This window comes from Herbaspirillum sp. FG34 (genome assembly GCF_057809315.1).
In genome coordinates this window covers 388,514-412,301 of record NZ_JBMDJS010000003.1, presented here as the reverse complement: position 1 = coordinate 412,301, position 23,788 = coordinate 388,514, and the positions used below count along the sequence as shown (strand labels likewise).

The following is a 23,788-nucleotide window of genomic DNA, read 5'->3' as shown; positions in this document are numbered from 1 at the left end:
GAGATGAATTCTTCTTACCGATTCCGTGCGCGCGGGGGATGCGTCGCGGCATCCGGCACGATGCCGCGTTCGTCCCGCTGCTGCCGCGTGAGGCGCTATCGCACCACCGTCACAGGCAACGTGCCACGCTGACTTTCGTCCGGTGACGTTGCTGCCGCACCGGCATCAAGACGAAACACGCTGACCGCCTCAGTCAGCGAGGCTGCCTGATCCTGCATCGAGCGCGCCGCCGCTGCGGCTTCTTCCACCAGCGCGGCATTCTGTTGCGTGGCTTCATCGATATGGGTAATGGCCAGGTTGACCTGCTCGATGCCATCGCTCTGCTCCTGGCTGGCCAGCGAGATCTCGCGCACGATCTCGGTCACGCGCGAAACGCTCTGCACCACTTCCTGCATGGTGTCACCGGCCTGGGCCACCAGCCGGCTGCCATCGCCGACCTTCTCCACCGACTCATCGATGAGCTGCTTGATCTCCTTGGCCGCCGAGGCCGAGCGCTGCGCCAGCGAGCGCACTTCGGAAGCCACCACGGCGAAGCCGCGTCCCTGTTCGCCCGCCCGTGCCGCTTCCACGGCGGCATTCAAGGCCAGGATGTTGGTCTGGAAGGCGATGCCGTCGATCACGCCAATGATGTCGGCCATCTTCTGCGACGAGGCGTGGATTTCCCCCATGGTCGAGACCACCTGCTCCACCACGGCACCCCCCTGGCTGGCCACCTGCGAGGCCGATGCGGCCAGTGCATTGGCCTGGCGCGCGTTGTCGGCATTTTGCTTGACGGTGGAGGTGAGCTGTTCCATGGCCGAGGCAGTCTCTTCGAGCGACCCGGCCTGCTGCTCGGTGCGCGCCGACAGGTCGAGGTTGCCGGTGGCGATCTCGCGCGAGGCGGTGTTGATGGTATCGGTGCCGGAGCGCACACGGCCCACGATGTCCTGCAGGTTGCCATTCATGGATTTCAGCGCGGCCAGCAATTGCCCGGTCTCGTCGCGGCGGTCGGCGTCGATGCGGGAAGTCAGGTCGCCCGCCGCCACCGTCTCGGCAATGGCCACCGCCTGATTCAGCGGACGCGTGATGCTGCGCGTGAGCAGCCAGGCCAGCATGGCGCCCAGCATCATCTCCAGGGCACCCAGCATCAGCAGCATGCTGCGGCCGGAACGATAGTCACCGTTGATCGCGCTGGCAGTCTGGTCGATCACTTTCTTCTGGTAGTCGGCGTAGCGCAGCACGCTGTTGGCGTAGTCATCCATCATCTTCACCAGTACCGTATCGGTCATCTCGCGGGCGCGGGCATCATCGCCGGCGGCCTTGATGTCGAAGATCTTCTGGCGTGTGTCGCGATAGGCGACACGCAATTTGCCGACCTCCACGAACAGATGTTTCTCCTCGGGATCGGCGATGGCCGCTTCCACCCGCTTCTGCAACTGGCTGATCTGGGCTGACTGGGCGTCGATCTGTTTCTGGAAATATTGCCGGAAGGCATGGTCGTCACTCTTCATGACGGCAAAGGTCCGCACTCCGTTTTCCTTGATGGCCGCATGCCACTGCACGGCATCGCGTTCCTTCTTCAAGGCGATCTGGGTCATCTCGTCGGTGGCTTCGCCGATGTTGCCCAGGCGCCAGATCCCCAGGCCCACCATCACCGCCATCAACATCAGCAAGGCAATGAAACCGATGGCCAGGCGTACGCCGATCTTGAGGTTTTTCATCCCGTGTCCCCTTGGGTGAGGCGACCGGCGGCTGGTTTTTTGTCGTGATCTTGGGCCGGGCGCTGGTTGCAATGATGAACCGACTATCCTTCTTGCTTTTGCAGGCTACCACAGGCCCCGGCCTGTACGGCACAACTCGGGAAAGTCCCGACGTCACGGTGTTGTATTACGGCCAAGCACCGTGCCGCAAGTCAGGGCCTGCGCGGCTTACCAGTCCATGCCCGCATCCAGCGGATAGATCGGTCGACGGACTTTCTTGATCGGGAACAGCCGGAAATTGGCACTGGTCGGGCCGCCGCTGTCCGAATCGCATTCCACCAGTGCACGACTGATGGGGACGAAGACCGGTCGGCAATACATGCGCGACTTCAGGATCAGGAAATCCTGCTGCGCCGGATCCAGCCCCAGGCTGGTGAACACGCCCAGGTCATAGGGTTCGACCCGCTCCTCGGTGAGGACGATGCGCGCCGCGCCGATATCGAACAGCACGCTGCGTCCCATCTGCAAGGTCGAACCCGTATAGATCGGCCCGGTCACGGTAAAGCGGCCATCGCTGATGGCCAATACCTTGCCGGTATAAACCGGGGGCGTCTTGCTGATGCCCTGCGCGGCGAGCTCCACCTTGTTGCCGACGGCCAGCGTGAGCGTTGCGCCCACACCAGCCTGCACCAGTTGCGCTACCGCCTCGGGATCACTCACCGGTCCCACGGCAATCCCGCGCAGACCCGCCTGCAAGGCCGCTTCCAGCACATCCATGGTATTGCAGGTGCCCCCCGACATGACGTTGTCGCTGTGATCCAGCAGCAGCACCGGTCCTTGCCCCGGAGCTTGGCTCAACTGGCGCGCCTGCGCCAGCGATTCGGCCAGCGGCAGGCTGTCGTAGACGAAATCAGCGCGCTCTTCCCAGATCTGGCGCGCGATGCGCTCGGCCACCGCATCGGCGAGCGTCACATCATTTTCCGTCACCACCACCACCGACATGCCCGCATCGCGGAAATCCGACAAGGGGAATCCCGCCAGCACCGAGACCGCCAGTACCCCCGCTTCCTGCTCGGCGGCCTTGGCCGCTTCGACTGCGCGCTGCATGGCCGATGCCGACGTATTGCTGGTCAGCGTGGCCGACAGCACAGGCACCTGGCGCCAGGCCATCTGCGGTTGCGACTTGCCCTGCAGCCGCGCCAGCAGCAGGCGCCCTGCATGTTCGCCGGTCTCGAACATGTCGATGTGCGGATAGGTCTTGAAGCTGACGATGACGTCGGCATGCGTGACCATCTTCTGCGTGACATTGCCATGCAGGTCCAATGCCACCGCCATGGGCGTGTCGGGAGCGATGCGGCGGATGCGCTCAAGCAGCGTGCCTTCGCCATCCTCGGCGTTCTCGGCCACCATGGCGCCGTGCAGGTCCAGCAGGATGGCGTCACATCCTCCCTCGATGGCGCGCACGATGGCGTCGCACATCACGGTATAGGCGTCGGCCGCTACCGCCGCGCTGGGATTGGCCCAGGCCGCCAGGGGCGTGACGATCTCGGCACCGATCCGTTCGGCCAGTTCGAGGAAAGCACCCATGGCGGTACGCGCTCCCTTCTGGTCGCGACAGGCCGCGTCGTCCCATTGCGGGGCAAAGGCTTCAAGGGGTGTGGGAATCGGCGAGAAGGTATTGGTCTCGTGATTCATGCGTGCAATGACGATTTTCGGCTTCATGTTCAGTTTTTTGCATCAATCCAACATCAGACAACGATCATTGCGTGACCACGCCCGCACTGGCCAGCATGGCCTGCAACAGCACGTTGCAACCGGCTTCCAGGTGCTCGGGGCGGGCATCTTCGATCTCGTTGTGGGAGACCCCGTCCTTGCAGGGCACGAAGATCATGCCTGCCGGCGCCAGGCGCGCGGCATAGATGGCGTCATGTCCCGCGCCGGAGACCACATCCATGGTCTTGTAGCCCAATGCCGCCGAGGCGGCGCGCACATTGTCCACGCAATCCGGATGGAAGGGGCAGGGCGGGAAATAGGACACCCGCTCCAGTTCGATGGAGAGCCCGGTCTTCTTGCGCATGGCCTCCAGATAGGCCAGTAGGTCCTCGTGCATGCGGGTGAGCGACTCTTCGCTGACATTGCGCAGATCGATGGAAAACTTCACCTGCCCCGGAATCACGTTGCGGCTGTTGGGCATCACCTGCACCTGGCCTACCGTGCCGCGGCCATACGGGGCATAGCGGTGAGCGATGGCCACCACTTCCTGCATGATGAACGTCGACACTTGCAGCGCATCCTTGCGAATTTCCATGGGCGTCGGTCCGGCATGGGATTCGAAACCGGTCACCGTGCAGTCGTACCACGACAGCCCCAGCACCGCCGGTACCACGCCGATGACGGTATCGGCATTTTCCAGCACCGGCCCTTGCTCGATGTGGGCCTCGTAATACGCACCGATGGGATGGTCGCCGCAGACCTGGTCGCCGATGTAGCCGATGCGTTCCAGTTCGTCGCGCACTTTCTTGCCCTCGATGTCGGTGGCGTTATAGGCATGTTCCAGCGTGAAGGCGCCGCAGAAGACCCCCGAACCCATCATCACCGGTACGAAGCGCGAGCCCTCTTCATTGGTCCACACCGCCACCTCGATGGGCGCCTCGGTCTGGATATCGTGCTGGTTCAGCGTACGGATCACCTCGATGCCGGCGAGCACGCCGTAATTGCCGTCGAACTTGCCGCCGGTGGGTTGCGTGTCGATGTGCGAGCCCGTCATCACCGGTGGCAGTGCATTGTTGCGACCGGGGCGGCGCATGAAGATGTTGCCGATCTGGTCTACCACCACGCTCATGCCTTCGGCGCGCGCCCAGGAGGTGACCAGATCCCGGCCCTGCTTGTCCAGGTCGGTGAGGGCCAGGCGACAGACGCCACCTTTGGCCGTGCCGCCGATGCGGGCCAGTTCCATCAGCGAATTCCACAGGCGCGTGCCGTCAATGCGCAGGGTGGAGGTTTGTGTTTTCATGTCCATATCGATTCCTTGTTCGGGTTGGCGGGCAGAGGTCCTCACGCCGCCAGATTCACGCCCAGATAACGGTCCTTGACGCCCTCATCGGCCAGGAACGCGGCATTGCTGCCGCTGTAGACGATGCGTCCCTGCTCGACGATGTAATGCCGGTCCGCCAGTTGGGTACAGACTTCCAGGTTCTGCTCCACCAGGATGATGGACATCCCGGTGCGCTTGATCTGCTTGATCTGCGCCACGATCTCGTCGACGATCACCGGTGCCAGTCCTTCCACCGGTTCATCCAGCATCAGCACGCGCGGATGGGTCATCAGCGCGCGCGCAATGGCCAGCATCTGCTGCTCACCGCCCGAGAGCTGGCCGCCGCCATTCCTGCGGCGCTCCTTCAGGCGCGGGAAGATGGTGTAGACCTCCTCGAGCCCCCACGCCGACTCCTTGCGCGCGGCCATGGTCAGGTTTTCTTCCACGGTCAGCAGCTTGAAGATGCCGCGATGCTCCGGCACCAGGCATACGCCGCGCGCAGCGATCTTGTAGGAAGGCAGTGCGCTGATGACCTGCCCCTCGAAGAGCACCCGACCCTGTGCCGGTGGCACCACGCCGACAATGCTCTTCAAGGTCGTGGTCTTGCCCGCGCCATTGCGTCCCAGCAGCGTGACCACCTCGCCCGCATCGACCTGCAGCGATACGCCCTGCAGGATGTGGCTCTTGCCATAGTAGCCGTGAACGTCTTCAACTTGCAGGATCATGCTTTGCCTCCGGTGATCATGCTGCCGAGATAGGCCCGGCGCACGCGTTCATCGTTGCGGATCTCGGCCGGCTTGCCCTGCGCCAGGATCTGGCCCAGCTGCATCACCGTGACGCGGTCCGAGATATCCATGACGATATCCATGTTGTGTTCGATCAGCACCACCGTGTAATCCTTCCGCAGCCCGTGGATGAGCTGCTTCATGTCGGCAATGTCGTCGATGCCCATGCCCGAGGTCGGCTCGTCCAGGAAGATCACCTTGGGCCGTCCGGCCATGGCCATGCCCACTTCCAGCCTGCGTTGCTGGCCATGTGAAAGTTCTGCACAGGCCCGCTCGGCAACGCCCTGCAGGGACAGGCGCGCCACCAGTTCATCGGCCAGTGCGCAGGCCGCAGTGAATTGTTCGGCACGTTTCCAGGGATTGAGGGCTGCCAGCGGCGCGCGGCCCTGCGCAGCCAGCCGCAGGTTCTCGCGCACGCTCAGGTTGGGAAACAGGCTGGTCACCTGGAAGGAGCGCGCCAGTCCCTTCTGCACCCGGCGATTGCCCGGCAGATGCGCCACTTCCTCACCCTCGACCAGGATGCTGCCCTCGGTGATGGGCGTGGTACCGGTCAGGGTATGGAACAGCGTGGTCTTGCCCGCGCCATTGGGACCGATCACCGAATGCACGGTACCGGCCTCGACCTCCAGCGTGATGCCGTTGACGGCGGTGAACTTGCCGTAGCGCTTGGTCACGTTGAGCGCTTGCAGGATGGGGCGGCTCATGAATGCTTCTCCTTGGTCGCAGTCGTGCTGGCGGCCTGCACCGGTTCTTTCTTGTGACCGCGCACGGCATCGATGATCTTCACGGCCAGTCCGAACAGGCCCTTCTGCATGTACAGGCTGACCGTGATCAGCAGCAGCCCCAGCAGCATCAGCCAGCGCGGCCACAGCGTGGAGAGCCAGTTGCCCACCAGCACATAGAAGCTCGCCCCCAGCACCGAGGCGAACAGGTTGCCGGTGCCGCCGATGACGGTCATCACCAGGATCGCTTCGCTGGTGTGGTACTCGATGTTGGACAGCGGTGCCACACCCGTCATCATGGCGTGCAGGCCACCGGCCAGACCGGTGACGGCGCCGGAGATGACGAAGGCGGCCAGTTTGAGCAGGCGTACGTCATAGCCCAGGGCGGAAGCACGCGCCTCGTTCTCGCGCACCGCCAGCAGCGTCTTGCCCAGTACCGAATCGACCACCCGCTGCAGCAGCCAGAACACCAGCACGAACAGGATGGCCACCACCGTGTAGTACTGCCAGGACGAGGTGGTCGGCAGCAGCGTCATCCCCAACAGCGACAGCGGCGGACGCGGGATGTCCAGCAGGCCGTTGTCTCCGCCCGTGACGTCCTTCATCGTATAGGCGAGGAAGTAAAACATCTGGGCAAAGGCCAGCGTGAGCATGACGAAGTAGGTGCCGCGCTGGCGGATCGAGAACCAGCCCACCAGCAGCGCCACCAGCGCGCCACCGAGCGCGGCCAGCGCCAGGGCCGGCAGCAGCGCCAGCTTCAACTGCAGCAGCACCACGCCAGCGGTATAGCTGCCCACGCCAAAGAAGATGCCCTGGCCGAAGGACATCAGGCCGGTATAACCCAGCAGCAGGTTGCAGCCCAGCGCGGCCAGCGCGAACACCAGCACTTCGGTGGCCAGCGTGCCGGAGGGCAGCAGCATGGGCAGCAGCAGCGCCACAGCGGCTGCCAGCAGGGTGTAACGGAAATGCGCAATCTGTTTCATGGAAGCCTCGGTGCAGAAAACGTCAAGTGGCATGAACCGCGTCAGGCCGCGCCGGGCCGGCCCAGCAGGCCATTCGGACGCAGCAGCATCACGGCCGCCATGGCCACGTAAATCATCAGGTGCGCACCCTCGGACCAGACCGTGCTCATCACGCTTTGCACGATGCCGACCAGGATGCCGCCGATGAGGGCCCCCCAGAAGCTGCCCAGCCCGCCGATGACCACCACCACGAAGGCGATGCCCAGCGCTTCCACGCCCATGAAGGGATCGGCTCCGCGGATCGGTGCGGCCAGCGCCCCGGCAAGACCGGCCGTGGCCGCGCCCAGGGCGAAGACCAGGCTGAAGATGCGTTGAATGTTCAAGCCGAGCAGGCTGACCATTTCGGTCGATTCCGAACCGGCGCGCACGATCGAGCCCAGGCGCGTGCCTTCCAGCACCCACCATAGCAGCAGCGCCATGACGGCGGTCAGGCCGATGACGAAGAGCCGGTACTTGGGATAGACGAAGCCGCCCCACATCACCACCCCTTGCAGCAGATCGGGCGGCGAGACGTTGTTGCCCAGCGGCCCCCATACCGAGATCACCGCTTCCTGGATCACCAGCGCCATGCCGACCGTGAAGAGAATGTGGAAGTGATGCGGCAGCGCATAGACATGGCGCAGCACGAAGCGCTCCACCACCCACGCGAACAGACCCACGAGCAGCGGTGCAATGAGCAGCGACCACCAGAAATCGAGGCCCAGGCTGGTGACCTGATAGCAGAGATAGGCGCCCAGCAGGAAGAAGGCGCCATGCGAGAAATTGACGAAGCGCAGCAGGCCGAAGACGATCGACAGGCCCACCGCCAGCAGGAAGTAGAGCATGCCGATGCCTACGCCATTGGCGATCTGCAGCAGATAGATGTTCATGGAACCTCGTGACGAAGATGCAGCAAATGCGGCCTGTTCGCCCAGGCAGGCGAACAGGCCCTGAAACTCAAGGCATGGACATCACAGCTTGCACTGCGTCTTCTCGAGCGCCAGGAAGGACTGGCCGGAGGAAACGATGTCCGCATAGTCATTCTTGTTGGCCATCTTCGCCTTGGCCTTGCCCTTGAGCAGGTAGTAGTTCTTGATGACCTGGTGATCGCCCTTGCGGATTTCCTCGGTACCGGTCAGCCCTTCGTACTTCATGCCTTCCATGGCCGCGATCACCGCCTTGGGATCGGTACTGTTGGCCTTGATGATGGCGTCCAGAATGATCTTGGTACAGATGTAGGAACCGGCCAGGCTGTAGTTGGGATCCATCTTGAGCTTGTCGTTGACCAGCTTGACGAATTCCTTGTTGAAGGGCGAATCGATGGCATGCCAGTACTGCGCGCCGAAGTAGACGCCATCGCAGATATCCGCGCCCAGGGTCTCGAACTGTTCCAGCCCCGACGCCCAGGCCATGAGGATGGTGCAGTTGTTCTTCATGCCGAAGCTGACGGCCTGGCGCAAGGTATCGGAGGACTGCGAGCCGAAGTTGAGCAACAGCAGCACGTCGGGTTTGGCGGCAATGGCATTGGTGAGATAGCCGGAGAATTCCTTCTCGCTCAGCGAGTGGTAGCTGTTGCCCACATGCTCGATGCCCTTTTCCTTGAAGATGTTCTTGGCCGCCGACAGCAAGCCTTCACCGAACACGTATTGCGGCGTGATGGTGTACCAGCGCTTGGCATTGGGCATCTTCTCCAGCAGCGGGCGCACGGTCTGTTCAATCGCACCGAAGGTCGGCACCGACCAGCGGAAGGTGGCGTGGTTGCAGTCGCTGCCGGTGATCTCGTCGGCCCCGGCGGTGGTGATGAAGACCGCGCCGGCCTTGTCGGCTTCCTTGCCCATGGCCAGCGCCTCGCCGGAGAGGATGCCGCCGGCGAAGAAGCGCGTGCCCTTCTCGATGGTCTCCTGCATCTTGCGTACGGCGGTGGCGGGTTTGCCTTCGGTGTCGAGGTTGACGTAGCTGGTGCTCTTGCCCAGTACCTTGCCGTATTTCTGCAGGGCCAGCTTCATGCCCATGTCGGCGAACTTGCCGTTGGCGGCGAAGGGTCCGGACATCGGCACCGGACAGCCGAAGGCAATGCTCTCGGCCTGGGCAAAGACATCGTGGTAGCTCAGTGCGCCGGGTGCGGCCAGTGCAGACAGTTTCAGGAAATTGCGACGGCTGATCATGCTTGTTTCTCCCTCAAGGCTAACGATTGACAGATGACATCCACGGAATTGCGCAATGCTGCAGTACTGCCCGTCAACGCAAGTTCCATGCCCGTTCCTCCCAAAAAACTTAGGAAGATCGCGCAGGCTTGATTTGCATGGACGTGAGAAATCCTCCGCCGCGAACGGGCGGAAAGGCGTCGGTCAACAGGGTCGCGCCGTCTGGCGACAGTGCCGCAAGACAGTACGTGACGACGAATGAAACGCTGCTGCGGCGCGTCTTTGCGCCGCGTGGCGTGAGCCGGCATGAGGCTCCTCCTGCCGCTCCTAAGAGCGTGTCTCCAGTTGTGGTTTGCCGTTCTCCCGTGCTGTCGGTGTGTCTCCACCGATCATCCACGACGGTCTGGTTTTCTAAGTTTTCCTGCTTTGGTGCAAGCCCGGACGTGACTTCCTGCGGGCTGAGGATGGCTGATGCTTCCTGCACCGTGCCTGACGTTTTCTGCACCAACAAGGCCGACGGCCATCGGTAGCGCCGGACCTTCATCATACGCATCCGCCAAAGAAAAACGGCATGAAAATTTCATGCCGTTGATCCTGTTTATTTCATCTGCGGGAAAGCGAATTCCGCACCTGCACTGGCGGTATTGGGCCAGCGCTGCATCACTGCCTTGGCCCGGGTGTAGAAGCGCACCCCCTCCGGTCCGTACATGTGATGGTCGCCGAAGAGACTGCGCTTCCAGCCGCCGAAGCTGCTGAAGGCCATCGGCACCGGCAGCGGCACATTGACCCCCACCATGCCCACTTCGATCTGGCGCACGAACTCGCGCGCCACGCCGCCGTCACGGGTGTAGACGGCCACGCCGTTGCCATACTCGTGCGCATTGATCAGCTCCACCGCGCTGGCGATGTCCGGGCAGCGCAGTACGCACAGCACCGGGCCAAAGATTTCTTCCTTGTAGACCGTCATTTCCGGGGTGACGTGATCGAGCAGCGTGCCACCGACGAAGAAGCCCTTCTCGAATCCTGGCACCTGGTAGCCACGGCCATCCACCACCAGGGTCGCGCCTTCTTCCACGCCACGGCCGATGAGGTTTTCGATGCGTTCCTTGGCGGCCGCGGTCACCACCGGACCCATCTCGGCACCGGCCGCCATGCCTTCGTTGATCTTCAGCTTGCGCGCGCGCTCGGCCAGGGCTGCCACCAGTTCATCACCGGCGCTGCCCACGGCCACCGCCACCGAGATCGCCATGCAGCGCTCGCCGGCCGATCCGTAAGCCGCGCCCATCAGGGCGTCCACGGCCAGCTGCATGTCGGCGTCGGGCATCACCACCATGTGGTTCTTGGCGCCGCCCAGGGCCTGCACGCGCTTGCCCTTGGCCGAGCCACGGGCGTAGATGTATTCCGCAATCGGGGTCGAGCCGACGAAGCTGATGGCCTTGACCTGCGGATGATCGAGCAGGGCATCGACGGTGACCTTGTCGCCCTGGATGACGTTGAAGACGCCATCGGGCAGGCCGGCCTCCTTCAACAGATCGGCGATCAGCAGCGCGGCCGAGGGATCGCGTTCGGAAGGTTTCAGCACGAAGCAGTTGCCGCAGGCAATGGCGATGGGGAACATCCACATCGGCACCATCGCCGGGAAGTTGAACGGCGTGATGCCGGCCACCACGCCCAGCGCCTGGCGCATCGACCAGGCGTCGATGCCGCGGGCGATCTGGTCGGTGTATTCCCCCTTGAGCATCTGCGGGATACCGGCGGCAAACTCGACGATCTCGATGCCGCGCGCCACTTCGCCCTGGGCATCCGAGAAGGTCTTGCCGTGCTCGCGCACGATGATGCGGGCGAAGTCGTCGGCGCGCTGCTGGATCAGGTGCAGGAAGCGGAACAGGACCCGCGCGCGCGTCAGCGGCGGCGTGTTGGACCAGGCCGGAAAGGCGGCCACACCGGCCTTCACTGCCGCATCGACCTCGTCGGCCGTACCCAGCGCGACCTGCGCCACCGGCACACCCTGGGCCGGGTTGAAGACATCGGCATAGCGCCCGCTGGTGGTATCGACGCGCGCGCCGCCGATGTAGTGTGCAATCTTTTCCATGACTCTTTCTTGCGTATTTTTTCGTGAAGGGGGATCAGGCCAGGGTCTTGAGGATGGCCGCCAGCTTGCCGAACAGTTCGTCGATCTGCTGCTTGTTGATGATCAGCGGCGGCGACAGGGCGATGATGTCGCCGGTGACGCGGATCAGGATGCCGTCATTGAAGGCACGCACGAAGGCGTCATAGGCGCGGGCACCCACGCGGCCCTGGATGGAGGCCAGCTCGATGCCGGCGATCAGGCCAATGGTGCGCACATCGATCACGTTCGGCAGGCCGCGCAGGGAGTGCGCCGCTTCCTGGAAGTAGTCGGAGACCGCTTGTGCATTCTCCAGCACGCCTTCGGTCTGGAACACCTCCAGCGAGGCCAGGCCGGCCGCGCAGGCCAGCGGGTGGCCGGAGTAGGTGTAGCCGTGGAACAGCTCGATGCCGTCCGGACCGTTCATGAAGGCGTCGTGGATTTCCTTCTTCACGAATACAGCACCCATCGGCACCACGCCATTGGTGAGGCCCTTGGCGGTGGTGAAGATATCCGGTTCCACATCGAAGTAGTCGGACGCAAAGGGTGTCCCCAGGCGGCCGAAGCCGGTGATGACTTCATCGAAGATCAACAGGATGCCGTGCTTGGTGCAGATTTCGCGCAGGCGCTTCAAGTAGCCCTTGGGCGGGATCAGCACGCCCGTGGAGCCGGCCACCGGCTCCACGATCACGGCGGCGATATTGGTGGCGTCGTGCAGGGTGACCAGGCGTTCGAGCTCATCGGCCAGGTGCGCGCCGTACTCCGGCTCGCCCTTGGTGAAGGCATTCTTTTCCAGGTTGTGGGTATGCGGCAGGTGGTCCACGCCCGGCAGCAGCGCGGTGCTGAAGGTCTTGCGATTGCCGCCGATGCCGCCCACCGACATGCCGCCGAAGCCCACACCGTGATAGCCGCGTTCGCGGCCGATCAGGCGGGTGCGGGTGGCGTTGCCCTTGGCGCGGTGATAGGCCAGGGCGATCTTGAGCGCCGTATCCACTGCTTCCGAGCCGGAGCCGGTGTAAAACACGTTGGCGAAGCGGTTGCCGGTGTAGGCCTTGAGGCGCTCGGCCAGTTCGAAGGCGCTCGGGTGGCCGAGCTGGAAGGAGGGCGCATAGTCCAGCGTAGCCACGGACTTCTGCACGGCCGACACGATCTTGGGATGGGCGTGGCCCAGCGGTACGCACCACAGGCCGGCGGTACCGTCCAGGATGGCGTTGCCGGCGTCGTCGCGGTAGTGCATGCCTTCAGCCGACACCAGCATGCGTGGCGCGGACTTGAAGTTGCGGTTGGCAGTGAAGGGCATCCAGTAGGCCGACAGGCTGGAGGGATGCGTTTGGTCTTGGCTGGACATGGCAGGCACCGTGAAAAAGGGAGAATTCGGGGAAATCAAAGACAGTGCCTGATTATTGCCAGACAGCGCCCGCATTGTTAGCTACACTTTTGATTTTCACTGGAAACTGTATTGGTCCGCAGGGAAAACTGTATTGCTCCATCTGGCGGGAGAGCGCTGCCTGCCTGGGCATGGTCAGCCTGTCGTCATTCCCGTATTCAAAGGGGATGCGGCCTGATTTTGGCGTATCGGGAGCCACGCCACCGGGACCAATACAGTTCTGCATTTTCGCCGACACTTTGGCCTGCGGGAGCAATGCAGTCTCCCGCCAGTCGCCACACACTGTTAGAAAGGACGCCATGGCCAAGCCTGCCAGCGCACCGTTGCAACTGGATTTGAGACGCAAGACGGCTGAGCGCCTGGTGGAGCAGGTGACGGCTGGTCTGGCCGGCCTGATCGAATCGGGCGAATTGCGTTCCGGCGAGCGCCTGCCCTCGGTACGCCAGTTCGCGCAGCATCATGACATCGGCTCCTCCACCGTGGTGGAAGCCTACGAGCAGCTGGTGGCGCGCGGCATGCTGCAGGCCCGGCGCGGTGCCGGTTTCTTTGTCGCCGCGCGGGCCGGGCAATCCGGGGCGCGTGCCGTCTTCGTGCCGCCCGAGCCGGTGATTGACTCGGCCTGGCTGCTCTCGGAAATGTTTGCCGACGAGCGCGTGCCCATCAAGGCCGGCTGCGGCTGGCTGCCCGGCAAGTGGCTCAACGATGAGGGCCTGCACCAGGCCGAGCGCCGCATCATCCGTTCGCCCGGCGCCCAGCAGGTCGGCTATGGCCACCCTTACGGATATGCGCCGCTGCGTCAGCTGATCGCGCAGTTCCTCGGTCATTGGGCGCTGGAACTGGGCATCGAGCAGGTGCTGACCACGCATGGCGCCACGCAGGCGCTGGACCTGATCATCCGCACCATGACCCAGCCGGGCGATACGGTGCTCATCGATGATCCCGGTTACTGCAACCTGATTGCGATGCTGCGCCTGGCCGGCCTGAACGTGATCGGCGTACCGCGTACGCCCGGTGGCGTGGACACCGACATGCTGGACACGCTGGCGCGCACGCATCATCCCAGGATGTTCTTCACGACCAGCGTGCTGCAGAACCCGACGGGGACGTCCTACACGCCGGCCTGCGCCATGCGCGTATTGCAGGCGGCCGAGCGCTATGGTTTCTGGGTGGTGGAGGACGACATCTTCCGCGAACTGGGACAGGCCACCGATCCCATGCTGGCTGCGCTCGATGGCCTGCAACGGGTGATCTACGTGGGCAGTTATTCCAAGACCATCGCGCCGTCGCTGCGGGTCGGCTACATCGCCTGCCAGCGTGAACTGGCGCGGCAGATCGTGCATACCAAGATGGTGCTGACGCTGACCAATTCGGAGATCAACGAGCGCCTGGTGCACAACGTCCTCACCGAAGGCCATCACCGGCGTCATGTGCAGACGCTCAATGCGACGCTGCTCAATGCCCAGTCCACGCTCAACGCCAAGTTGACCGAAGTCGGCTTGACGCCCTTCACGGCGGCGCGCGGCGGCATGTTCAGCTGGGCCACCATCGAGGGCTGCGAACTGTCAGCGCGCGAGATCGCGGACCGGGCACGGCAGAAGGGCATCTGGCTGGCACCTGGGGATTTCTTCCATCTGTCGGCGCCGCACAAGACCAGCTTCCGCTTCAATGTGGGGTATGCGGATGTGCCGGCGTTGTTTGATTTTTTGCGGGGGTTGTAAAACCCGATTGGAGATTTGGAAAACTCTAATAGTTACGTATAAATCAACCATCTATGCGATAAAAAAGCAGTGCTAAATGTTGTCAGAGCGACCCATTTCTAATATTTTTATACCTTGCCAATAAAAATGAGGGGATGTCACTTTGAAGTTCGTCTATTGGAAGGACCTGTACGAGTCGCTTCAGAAGCTGATGGTGCGTGGGGGGCGTTTTGCGAAGGGCGCGGCACAAGTGGCCGGTATCCTGCATAAAGCACAAAGAAAGAATACGACTGATGAAGTTTTTGAAGGAATTCCTACGACAAAGCATGGCGAAAGTCGCCTTCAGCATTGCATCAAATATGATCTTCAGGGCTCATGTCGGCTCGTCACAATACAGCACAATGACCTCTGTGTCCTGATGTTTGCTGGAACGCATGATGACACGGACGAATGGCTTGATGCGAATAAGGGGCGTCGTTTTCATCTAAAGACAGTAGATGGGAAAAATGTACTGGAATCGACTCGCGTCAGCGATGCAGTTGATAGTCCGGATACCCGTCTTACTAGCATCCCCGACTTCGCAGCAGGTTTGCTATGGAAAAAATTACCTAAACGGTACTTTGAGCTACTTTGTGAGGGTTTAAGTCACGAACTGATTAAACGACTGGAAGGGCTTACAGCAATAGCATCCGATGATGAGTTAATGGATATTGCTATGGAAGCTGACGGGAAGAGTGTAGACCTTATCTACGATACCTTCGATTTGTTGCGCGCTGGCCAAGTAAGTGAAGCGAAGGGTCGGATTGACTTGCATAAGGGTACCGTTGTACCGCTTGAATCACTTTCGAATGATCAAATCAGTACCGCCATTTCTGGCGACGAAATCGTGATGGGATCGGACGTGGATCCGATTCTTTTTGAACATTTCGTAAAGACGGCATCATTTCAAAAGTGGATGGTATATCTTCATCCAGCGCAGCGAGATTTTGTCAAAAAGAATTTCAACGGCCCTGCAAGGCTGTCGGGGGTTAGCGGATCAGGGAAGACGTCGGTTCTTATTCACCGTGCTATCCGGTTGGCGAAAGAGCATCCGAATGAGTCGGTACTGGTCCTAACACTGAACCGTGCATTGGCAACTATGATCCGCGATCTTGCTGCCGAGGCGAATGGAGCGGTTACTCTTGGAAACCTTAAAGTTTTATCCTTTTGGGAGCTGTGCCGAGAAAAGCTCTTGATGTTAGAGCCCCAAAATAAAAAAATATATTGGGACAAAACAGAGAAGACAAATCCGTACGCTGTGAGCGAACATATTGACGAAATATGGGATGAGTACTTCCAATGCAAAAACAATAATGACAAGGCAAAAGTTCTTGAGCCACTTCGTAAGACATTATTAAATCGTAATATCTATCCAGCAGACTATATTCGCCAAGAGTTTGATTATGTACGCAGCGCCCTAGGGCCGTTAGACCGAAAAGCTTATTTGCGGCTTGAGCGGGAAGGACGTTCTATTCCATTGGAGGAGCGTTACAGAGAGAATGTTATTGAAGGATTGGCAGGCTGGGAGCAAAAGATGAACGACGTGGGCGCTGTCGATTATCTTGGGTTGGCTACAGCCCTCTATAAGCACATAGATGAGCTCAAGCCAGAATTTCGCTGCATTCTTATCGATGAGATGCAGGATTTTGGTGCTATAGAATTAAAAATTGTTCGGGCGCTCGTAGCACGAAATGTTAATGACATATTCTTGTGTGGAGATCTTGCGCAAAGCGTGCTAACTAAGTACCACAAGCTCTCAGAAAGTGGCATTGATGTAACTGGTCGATCGCATTCGATTCTTAAGAACTACCGGAATAGCCGTGAGATTCTGCGTGCCGCATTCGAGTTGTTTGTGCAGAATAGACATCTCTTTTCATCTGCGCCAAATATAGAAATCCTTAATCCAGAATTTGCTAACTTCTCCTCTTCACCTCCTCTTTTGCTTAATGCAGAAGGGCTAATGCAAGAGATTGCGTTCGCGTTAACTTACTTACGTTCTTTATTGGAAGATAAGGCGGCTCTTTCACAAAAGTTTTGTATCGCGGTGTGTGGTTACAGCCAAGCTGAAGTGGAAATACTTGGTGAACAGCTTGATCTTAATATTTTGACCGGTAATACAGATGTGGTTGCTGGACAGATATTCATTTCAGATCTTGAGCAGACCAAAGGCTTTGAATTCGACTCGATGATAATCGTGAACTGTGCAGACAGTGTTGTTCCTCACCCAGCACTTCCAGTTGAAGAGTCTTACCGCGATCTTTGTAAACTTTACGTCGCAATGACACGTGCTAAAAAAGAGTTGATCGTTTCCTACTCTGGAGAGAAGTCTCGCTTTATTGGCGGTGTATCGGCAATGTTTACCATCGACGCGTGGTCGACCTATTGCGAGGTAGCGGATATTCCGCATATTCGCTCTGGGAAAAAGCATTTAATAGGAACCGATATTCAGGACGCTGGCCTAGATGCACGATCTATTTTGTTTATGCCACAGGCGGTTGGTTTGTCCACTGCAGCACAAGATAAGTTATCCCAGCTTGTTACTGGTACTAACCGGTTTCAAAACAAGCGGCAAACGGAATGGAAAACCTTTGATCAGTTCTTCGACAGCGTAAAGGTATCGGGACCAGCCCGTAACTACAATGGTGTCAGCGATCTTATTTGGGCGGAATTTACCGCCCTTCACGAAAGACTAAATCCACCTTCTATTGGTCAGGACTCAGCTCGTGTAAGGAGACCATTACTTACGTTAAAAAAAGAGCGCGTTGATTGAACCTTCTAATGCCAAATTAGCGCGCGGTCTAATTCCCGGCAGAAAGATGATGGGGTGAGCTGTAGAAATGCGGCTCACTCATCTTCACTATAAGGAAATAGGGATTTTCCTCATCACATCGGTTCAGAATCAGCGACTGTACCAGAGTTGTTTGATTACCTCGCAGGACTTGTAGGCTGCGCTAGGTGGAACCGATACGCGGCCGCAACACCCACCCCGTGGCCCCCACGATCAGCAAGCCCCCCATCCAGCCCTGCAGGGACAGGTGTTCCTGCATCCACACCACCGCGATGAGCGCGCCCCACAGCGGCTCGCTGCCCATCAGCAGGGCCACGCGTGACGCACTGGTGCGTGCGGCCGCATGGTTCTGTACGAAGAAGGCCACGATGGTACACAGCAAGACCAGGAACGCCATCGCCCACCAGAAGGAGGCGGTGGCCGGAAGGGGCATCCAGCGCTGACCCGGCAGCGCCATCATGAGCACCAGCGATCCCGCCGTCATGACACCCATCTGCACCGCCGTCAGCGTGAGTGCGGGCAAGCCGAACCGCAGGCCCTGGCGGCGTGTCAGGCACACCATCACACCGCGCAGGAGTGCGGCCAGCACCATCAGCGCATCGCCCCAGCTCAGGTGCGAGAGCGTGATGCCGTCCTGGAATGCCAGCAAGGCAGCACCCACAAACGACAATGCGCACGCAATGAGTGCCGAACGCTCGGGACGCTGGTCCAGCAGCAGCCACTCGCACCAGGGCGTGAAGACCACGCACAGGCTGATCAGGAAGGCGGCATTGGAGGCCGTCGTCATCGATACGCCGACGGTTTCGCAGATGAAGATGGCCAGCAGGACCACGCCCAGCAGGAGCGCCCCTGCCAGCGATCTTTTCCACGCGGGGACGGAAGTGATGCTGCGCAAGGCGGGGGCCAGCAGGAGAAACGTCAGGCCGAATCGCAGCACCAGGAATTGCAGCACCGGCAACTGCTCCGTGGCGATTTTCGCGGCGCTGTAGCTGCCGCCCCAGATCACGGCGACCAGCAGCAGCGCCCATTCAACAGGATTGAGTCGCAGCAGGGTTGTAGGCCGGGCGGGGGCGTGCAGCAGGGAGGACTTGTTCATGAGGTCTCATCGTGGCGTTGGGTAGAGCTGGTGTATTGTCTTGGGACCGATGAGACCTGACTAGCCAGGGATGAAGAACAGGAGTTGTGCCGCATGAGAACAAATGAGTTGGCCGAGGTACTGCATGAGCTTGTCACGTTCGTGCGAGTGGTCGACGCCGGCAGCTTTTCGGCCGCTGCGCGCCAGCAGGGCATGACGCCTTCGGCCGTGAGCCGCCAGGTAGCCCGTCTGGAAAAGATGATGGGCGTGGCATTGTTCCAGCGCACCACGCGACAACTGCGCCTGACCGAAGCCGGACTGGATGTGCTGGAGCACGGACGCAAGATGGTGGCCGCCGCACGCGCCACCTTGCTGGCGGCCGAGGGCCATGCCGGCGCGCCCAAGGGACTGGTCAGGATGAGTGCGCCCAAGGCGTTTGCGCGGCACCTGCTGCAGCCGGTGCTGTTGGAATTCCTGACGAGCTATCCGGAGGTGGATGTGCATTTGATGGTAGTGGACCGGCTGGTTGATCCGCTGCGTGAAGGCGTGGATCTGGTCATCCGGCTGACGGACACGCCGCCGCCGGGTATGGTGGCGCGCGGCCTGCTGCCGGTGCGGCAACTGGTACTGGCCAGTCCGGCGTATCTCGCGGCCCATGGGCCGATCCATCATCCGGAAGACCTGATGAGCCATAGCTGCCTGACCCTGGGTGAACAGGAGCGGGACAATCGCTGGCGCTTCGTCTGCGAGACCGGATCGGCCGAGATCATCGTCGCCGGTCGCTGCGCAATCAATCACAGCGAGATGCGGCTGGCGGCCATCGAGGCGGGGCTGGGCGTAGGCTGCGTGCCCGATTTCGTGGCGCGGGAGGCTTTGGCTGCCGGTCGTGTCGTCCGGCTTCTGCGGGAATGGAATTTCGATATCAATTATTCCGGCATGGCTTATCTGCTGTTTCCATCGTCGCGCCATATTGCACCCAAGATGCGGGTGCTCATTGACTATCTGGTGGAGGCGTTGCAGGCACAAGCGGATTGATGGGGGGAGGCTGACCAGGCCGCAAGCACCTCTGCATCTTCAGCAGAGCAATGGACGAATTCGGCCCGGTTCTTCCGGATCTGCTATCGTCGCGACGCCAGCCTTATTTACCCCAGGATTTCACCCATGACGTTTTCTGCACCAAGCCCCATCCGCGCCGTCGTCTTCGATTTCGGCGGCGTGCTCTTCGACTGGAACCCGCAGTACCTTTACGAACAACTGATCGCCGACGAGCAGGAGCGCAATCACTTCCTCACCCATATCTGTTCGCCCGAATGGAACGTGCAGCAAGATGGCGGCCGCACCTTGGCCGAGGCCACTGCGCATCTGGTCGGGCAACATCCCGAACACGATGCGCTGATTCGCGCCTTCTATGATCGCTGGACCGAGATGCTGCGTGGTCCGTTACCGGAGGGCGTGGCGCTCTTGCGCGAACTGCATGCGCAGCAGGTGCCGGTGTTCGGCCTCACCAACTGGTCCTTGGAAACCTATCCGCATGCGCGCGACCACCATGATTTCATGCAGCTGTTCCGCGATATCGTGGTCTCCGGTGAGGAACGCTGCATCAAGCCTGAGCCGCGCATCTACCAGATCGCGCTGGAGCGCTATGCACGGCACCTGCCGGGCCTGAAGCCCGAAGAGCTGGTTTTCATCGATGATGCGTACAAGAATATCGAAGGCTGTCGTGCGCTGGGTTGGCACGGCATCCATCACGTCAATGCGGCGACCACGCGGGCGTCGCTGCGCGCACTGGGAGTGCCGTGCCGGGAGTGAAGACGTCCTGATGCCCCGGTCATCAGGCGATGGCAAACACCTCCACCACATCGCTAAGCCGGCGCGCCTGCGCCTGCAGCGCCTGCGAGGCTGCCGCAGCCTGTTCCACCAGCGCGGCATTCTGTTGCGTGACCTGATCCATCTGCGAGATGGCATGGTTGATCTCAACGATCCCCTTGCTCTGCTCGGCACTGGAGTCACTGATGGCGCCGATCACCGACACTACCCGGTCCACGCTGGAGACCACATTGCTCATGGTCTCGCCCGCACGGTTGACCAGCGCGCTGCCGCTGGCGACCTTGTCCACGGAGTCGTCGATGAGCTCCTTGATCTCCTTGGCGGCCGAAGAACTGCGCTGCGCCAGGCTGCGTACCTCTGAAGCCACCACCGCGAAGCCGCGTCCCTGCTCACCTGCGCGCGCTGCTTCCACGGCGGCATTGAGGGCCAAGATGTTGGTCTGGAACGAGATACCGTCGATCACGCTGATGATGTCCACGATCTTCCTGGACGAGTCCTCGATGGAAGCCATGGTCATCACCACTTCCTTGACCAGCTGGCCACTTTCGGCCGCGACCACCGAGGCTTCGGTGGCCAGCCGGTTGGCCTCGCCAGCGCTGTCGGCGTTCTGTTGCACGGTGGCCGTCAGCTGCTCCATGGCCGAGGCGGTCTCTTCCAGCGAGCTGGCCTGCTCCTCGGTACGCGAGGACAGATCAAGGTTGCCCGTAGCAATCTGGCTGCTGGCCGTCGCAATGGCGTCGGTACCGGAACGCACTTCACGTACGATCTCGCGCAGACCGCTGTTCATGCTCTTCATCGACATCATGAGACTGTTCGGATGGCGGGTATCAGCGTCGACCTCGCTGCGCAGGTCACCCTGCGCAATCCGCGCGGCCAGCGTCGAGGCCACGGCCGGTTCTCCGCCCAGCTGCCGCAGTACGCTCCTGGTGATGAGAGTGGCGGCGATCAGTCCGCTCGCCAGTGCCAGCATCCCCAGTGCGATGAGCAGTCTGCGCGCGGTCGCATAGACGGCAAGTGCCTCATTCTTTGCGGCGTCGTTGAGCTGATCCTCGAATGCGGAGAGCTCAGCCAGGGTATTGCGTCGTTGCGCCTGCATGGCGCCCACCGGACTGTTGACCCCGACCCTGAGCTCGTCGGTTTTTCCTGCTTTGGCGAGGTCAATCATCGTCGAGAGTAAAGGGGTGATTTCCCTTGTCTTTTGCTGGATGAGGCTCAGTGTCTTCTTCTCCGTCTCGGTGGTTTCCTCCACTTCTGCGAAGAGCTTGGCCAGTGCGCTTTCGGCCTCCGTGTAGATGACGATCTGTTTGTGCAGATTGTCGGCGTTCAGGTTCAGGTCTTGCGGTGTGCTTGCCAGCCCGATCCCGCGCGAGGACAGGGATTGTTCATAGGCTGCCGCACGCATGGTCGAGAGATGACGAATCTCCACATTGTTGACCTCGGTGATGGACAGCAATTGCTGGTTGACATCGGCGAGATCTTTCAGAGCGATGCCGATGATCAGCAGCATCAGAACGAGCACGGCACCAAAGCCGAACTTGAGGCGCGAAGAAACCGTCAGACGGGTGAAATCCATACACTCTCCATTGAGCATTTTTTAATCATAGGGTTGGGATTCAAGACGCCGCCTGAAAGTGACCGGGTGCGGATGATGTGGATGCTGATCCCACAGATGACGTCTGGAAGCACGGATCCTGATTCAATAGGGGGCGATTGCTGTTCGAATGCCGTCCGCCATGAAAGAAGGATGAGGACAACGTGGTCTTGTCTTTCCCGATGCTGCGACCTGTCTCTCGGGAAAGCCGCTCAATGTAGAGCAAACGTGCGTGTTTGATTAGCGCTGAAAATTTAACGGCAGCATTCAAAAAAACCGTCCAATGGGCGGATGCTGCTCAGAGGGGAGGCCGCGAAAATGGACGGACTGACGCTGCAGGCGGGTCATGGCGCGGTTGCGCGATGGACGATCCTCACGGGGGCGGGGGCGAAGCCTGCGCAAGGAGCCTGCCGCGCAGCTTCGTGCGCGGCAGGCAGGGTGGATAAACGGTGTGGTCAGTGGCTTATTCGCAACGCCCACTCAGCAGGTCACATCGCACGGACCCGCCATCGGAGGCCGCTACGGACGCAGTCCCCCTCGCTTGCTCACCCAGATACGCCTTCCACTGCTCCGGCTGCCCCAGCCAGCGCCCGGTATCAAGCACTTCCAGGGTATTGCCCCGTTGCAGCACGAAGGTCGGGAAGCCGCGTCCGCCGACATGGTTCAATAATTCACGGCTGGCCTCGATGTGATTGGCCAGCTCTTCCTGTTCGACCCGCTGCAGTTCTGCGATGAAGGCAGCGGGCGCGATGCCCAGCGTCTGCGCCAGCTCGGTCAGCGTCTTTACTTCGGAGATGCGCCGCCCTTGCTGGTAATGCGCACGCTGGATCGCTGCCAGCATGTCCAGCCCGGCGGCCTCGTCCTTGAGCGCCCGCACCGCCAGCACGGCGGCGATTGGTGGTGCAGAGTCGAAGATCGCTTCGGTATCGCGCAGCAGGCCGTCGAAATAATTTTCGCCAAACGCTTGTCCGGTCATCTGAGCGATGCGGTGATCGTGCGGCATCACGTAATCACGCAGTTGCGCATCGACGCGGCGACGATTGCGGCCGGCCATCATGCCGCCTCCATGCGCCTGCACCGGTAGCACCGCACGGGCTGCCGCCACCAAGGGCGCAGCGCCATAGCACCAGCCGCACAGCGGATCGTGGATGTAGTGAAGCACGGTCTCGTGCGGGGCAGCGGGGGTGGTCATGATGCAATTTCCTCTTGAATGAATCGGCACAGGGCCTGACGTTTTCTGCACCGTCAGGCCCATCAAGCGTAGTGGTTCAGTAGCCTACCGTGAAACGGGTACGCACGTGCTTCGGCTGTTCCAGTTCGTCCAGCAGGGCCACGGCGTAGTCCTCGTAGGAGATCCAGCTCTTGCCATCGGCACCGACCAGCAGTGCATCCTGGCCGAGGCGGAACTGGCCGGTGCGTTCACCGGCGATGAACATTGCCGAAGGCGACAGGAAGGTCCATTCCAGTTCGCTCTCTTCACGCAGGGCATTGAGAAAGTCCCGGCCACCGGACGCCTCGGGCATGTATTCGGCGGGGAATTCCGGGGTATCGATGAGCGCCTTGCCCGGTGCGATTTCCAGGCTGCCGGCACCGCCGACCACAGCCAGGCGCTTCACGCCTGCTGCCTTCACCGCCGGCAGCAGGTCGGCGGCACCAAAGGCGGTGAAGCGGCCACTGGAGATGACCACGTCGGCGCCCTTGATGGCGGCGGCCAGTGCGGCAGCGTCCTTGACGTCGGCCGAGACGGCGGTCACGCCGGTACGCTGGGCGATCTTGCCGGCGTCGCGGGCGATGGCGATGATGTTGTGGCCGCGGCGCAGGGCTTCGTCCACGATACGGGTGCCGACATTGCCGGAGGCGCCGATGAGTGCGATTTTCATGAGGTTTCCTTTCTGGAGTGGGTACGGACAAC

General features: G+C 61.0%; 18 protein-coding genes. 4 read left to right on the top strand and 14 right to left on the bottom strand.

Features of this window, described 5'->3' with window-relative positions; all coding sequences use genetic code 11:
• Positions 1-95 precede the first annotated feature (95 nt).
• From ACODSZ_RS05980 to aptA, 10 genes are all read right to left on the bottom strand, one after another.
• Positions 96-1,700: a methyl-accepting chemotaxis protein gene (locus ACODSZ_RS05980; RefSeq protein ID WP_488927241.1), complete on the bottom strand. Its 1,605-nt coding sequence runs from the start codon at positions 1,698-1,700 to the stop codon at positions 96-98.
• A gap of 207 nt (positions 1,701-1,907) precedes the next feature.
• Positions 1,908-3,401 carry a M81 family metallopeptidase gene (locus ACODSZ_RS05975; RefSeq protein WP_488927240.1) on the bottom strand — a complete coding sequence of 498 codons (1,494 nt, stop codon included), beginning with the start codon at positions 3,399-3,401 and terminating at the stop codon, positions 1,908-1,910.
• A 37-nt stretch (positions 3,402-3,438) separates the two neighbouring features.
• The gene (locus tag ACODSZ_RS05970) at positions 3,439-4,698 is read right to left on the bottom strand and encodes a Zn-dependent hydrolase (protein WP_175343773.1); all 1,260 of its coding nucleotides are present in this window, start codon (positions 4,696-4,698) and stop codon (positions 3,439-3,441) included.
• A gap of 35 nt (positions 4,699-4,733) precedes the next feature.
• Positions 4,734-5,438 carry an ABC transporter ATP-binding protein gene (locus ACODSZ_RS05965; protein WP_175343772.1) on the bottom strand — a complete coding sequence of 235 codons (705 nt, stop codon included), beginning with the start codon at positions 5,436-5,438 and terminating at the stop codon, positions 4,734-4,736.
• Positions 5,435-6,202: an ABC transporter ATP-binding protein gene (locus ACODSZ_RS05960; protein WP_175343771.1), complete on the bottom strand. Its 768-nt coding sequence runs from the start codon at positions 6,200-6,202 to the stop codon at positions 5,435-5,437. The genes ACODSZ_RS05965 and ACODSZ_RS05960 overlap by 4 nt, the downstream gene beginning before the upstream one ends.
• Positions 6,199-7,203, bottom strand: a complete 1,005-nt coding sequence (locus ACODSZ_RS05955; protein WP_008333537.1) for a branched-chain amino acid ABC transporter permease — start codon at positions 7,201-7,203, stop codon at positions 6,199-6,201. The genes ACODSZ_RS05960 and ACODSZ_RS05955 overlap by 4 nt, the downstream gene beginning before the upstream one ends.
• 41 nt (positions 7,204-7,244) lie before the next feature.
• Complete coding sequence (locus tag ACODSZ_RS05950) at positions 7,245-8,111, bottom strand: branched-chain amino acid ABC transporter permease (protein ID WP_241821887.1); 867 nt, start codon at positions 8,109-8,111, stop codon at positions 7,245-7,247.
• A gap of 81 nt (positions 8,112-8,192) precedes the next feature.
• Positions 8,193-9,386 (bottom strand): ABC transporter substrate-binding protein, encoded by a 1,194-nt coding sequence (locus ACODSZ_RS05945; protein ID WP_008333535.1) that lies wholly within the window; start codon positions 9,384-9,386, stop codon positions 8,193-8,195.
• A 577-nt stretch (positions 9,387-9,963) separates the two neighbouring features.
• Positions 9,964-11,457, bottom strand: a complete 1,494-nt coding sequence (locus tag ACODSZ_RS05940) for a CoA-acylating methylmalonate-semialdehyde dehydrogenase (protein WP_175343769.1) — start codon at positions 11,455-11,457, stop codon at positions 9,964-9,966.
• Between the two features lie 34 nt (positions 11,458-11,491).
• Positions 11,492-12,820, bottom strand: coding sequence for an omega-aminotransferase AptA (aptA, locus tag ACODSZ_RS05935; RefSeq protein WP_175343768.1), 1,329 nt, complete (start codon positions 12,818-12,820; stop codon positions 11,492-11,494).
• A gap of 338 nt (positions 12,821-13,158) precedes the next feature.
• Here aptA and ACODSZ_RS05930 point away from each other — a divergent pair, with 338 nt between their 5' ends.
• Both ACODSZ_RS05930 and ACODSZ_RS05925 read left to right on the top strand, forming a co-directional pair.
• On the top strand, positions 13,159-14,577 hold the full coding sequence (locus ACODSZ_RS05930; RefSeq protein WP_175343767.1) for an aminotransferase-like domain-containing protein: 1,419 nt from the start codon (positions 13,159-13,161) through the stop codon (positions 14,575-14,577).
• Positions 14,578-14,719: 142 nt separating this feature from the next.
• On the top strand, positions 14,720-17,365 hold the full coding sequence (locus ACODSZ_RS05925; protein WP_488927239.1) for a UvrD-helicase domain-containing protein: 2,646 nt from the start codon (positions 14,720-14,722) through the stop codon (positions 17,363-17,365).
• Positions 17,366-17,546: 181 nt separating this feature from the next.
• Here the strand turns inward: ACODSZ_RS05925 and ACODSZ_RS05920 are convergent, their stop codons facing one another.
• The gene (locus ACODSZ_RS05920; protein ID WP_488927238.1) at positions 17,547-18,479 is read right to left on the bottom strand and encodes a DMT family transporter; all 933 of its coding nucleotides are present in this window, start codon (positions 18,477-18,479) and stop codon (positions 17,547-17,549) included.
• Between the two features lie 93 nt (positions 18,480-18,572).
• Here ACODSZ_RS05920 and ACODSZ_RS05915 point away from each other — a divergent pair, with 93 nt between their 5' ends.
• Positions 18,573-19,493, top strand: a complete 921-nt coding sequence (locus ACODSZ_RS05915; protein ID WP_175343765.1) for a LysR family transcriptional regulator — start codon at positions 18,573-18,575, stop codon at positions 19,491-19,493.
• A 126-nt stretch (positions 19,494-19,619) separates the two neighbouring features.
• Complete coding sequence (locus tag ACODSZ_RS05910; protein WP_488927237.1) at positions 19,620-20,267, top strand: HAD family hydrolase; 648 nt, start codon at positions 19,620-19,622, stop codon at positions 20,265-20,267.
• Between the two features lie 22 nt (positions 20,268-20,289).
• Here ACODSZ_RS05910 and ACODSZ_RS05905 read toward each other — a convergent pair whose 3' ends face one another.
• The 3 genes from ACODSZ_RS05905 to ACODSZ_RS05895 all read right to left on the bottom strand — a co-directional run bounded on the left by ACODSZ_RS05905 (position 20,290) and on the right by ACODSZ_RS05895 (position 23,756).
• Entirely contained in the window at positions 20,290-21,858 is a 1,569-nt protein-coding gene (locus ACODSZ_RS05905; RefSeq protein ID WP_175343763.1) for a methyl-accepting chemotaxis protein, read from the bottom strand.
• Between the two features lie 481 nt (positions 21,859-22,339).
• Positions 22,340-23,068 (bottom strand): DsbA family protein, encoded by a 729-nt coding sequence (locus tag ACODSZ_RS05900; protein ID WP_488927236.1) that lies wholly within the window; start codon positions 23,066-23,068, stop codon positions 22,340-22,342.
• Positions 23,069-23,144: 76 nt separating this feature from the next.
• A complete protein-coding gene (locus tag ACODSZ_RS05895) occupies positions 23,145-23,756 on the bottom strand; it encodes an NAD(P)-dependent oxidoreductase (protein WP_488927235.1) in 612 nt (203 codons plus the stop codon).
• Positions 23,757-23,788 lie beyond the last annotated feature (32 nt).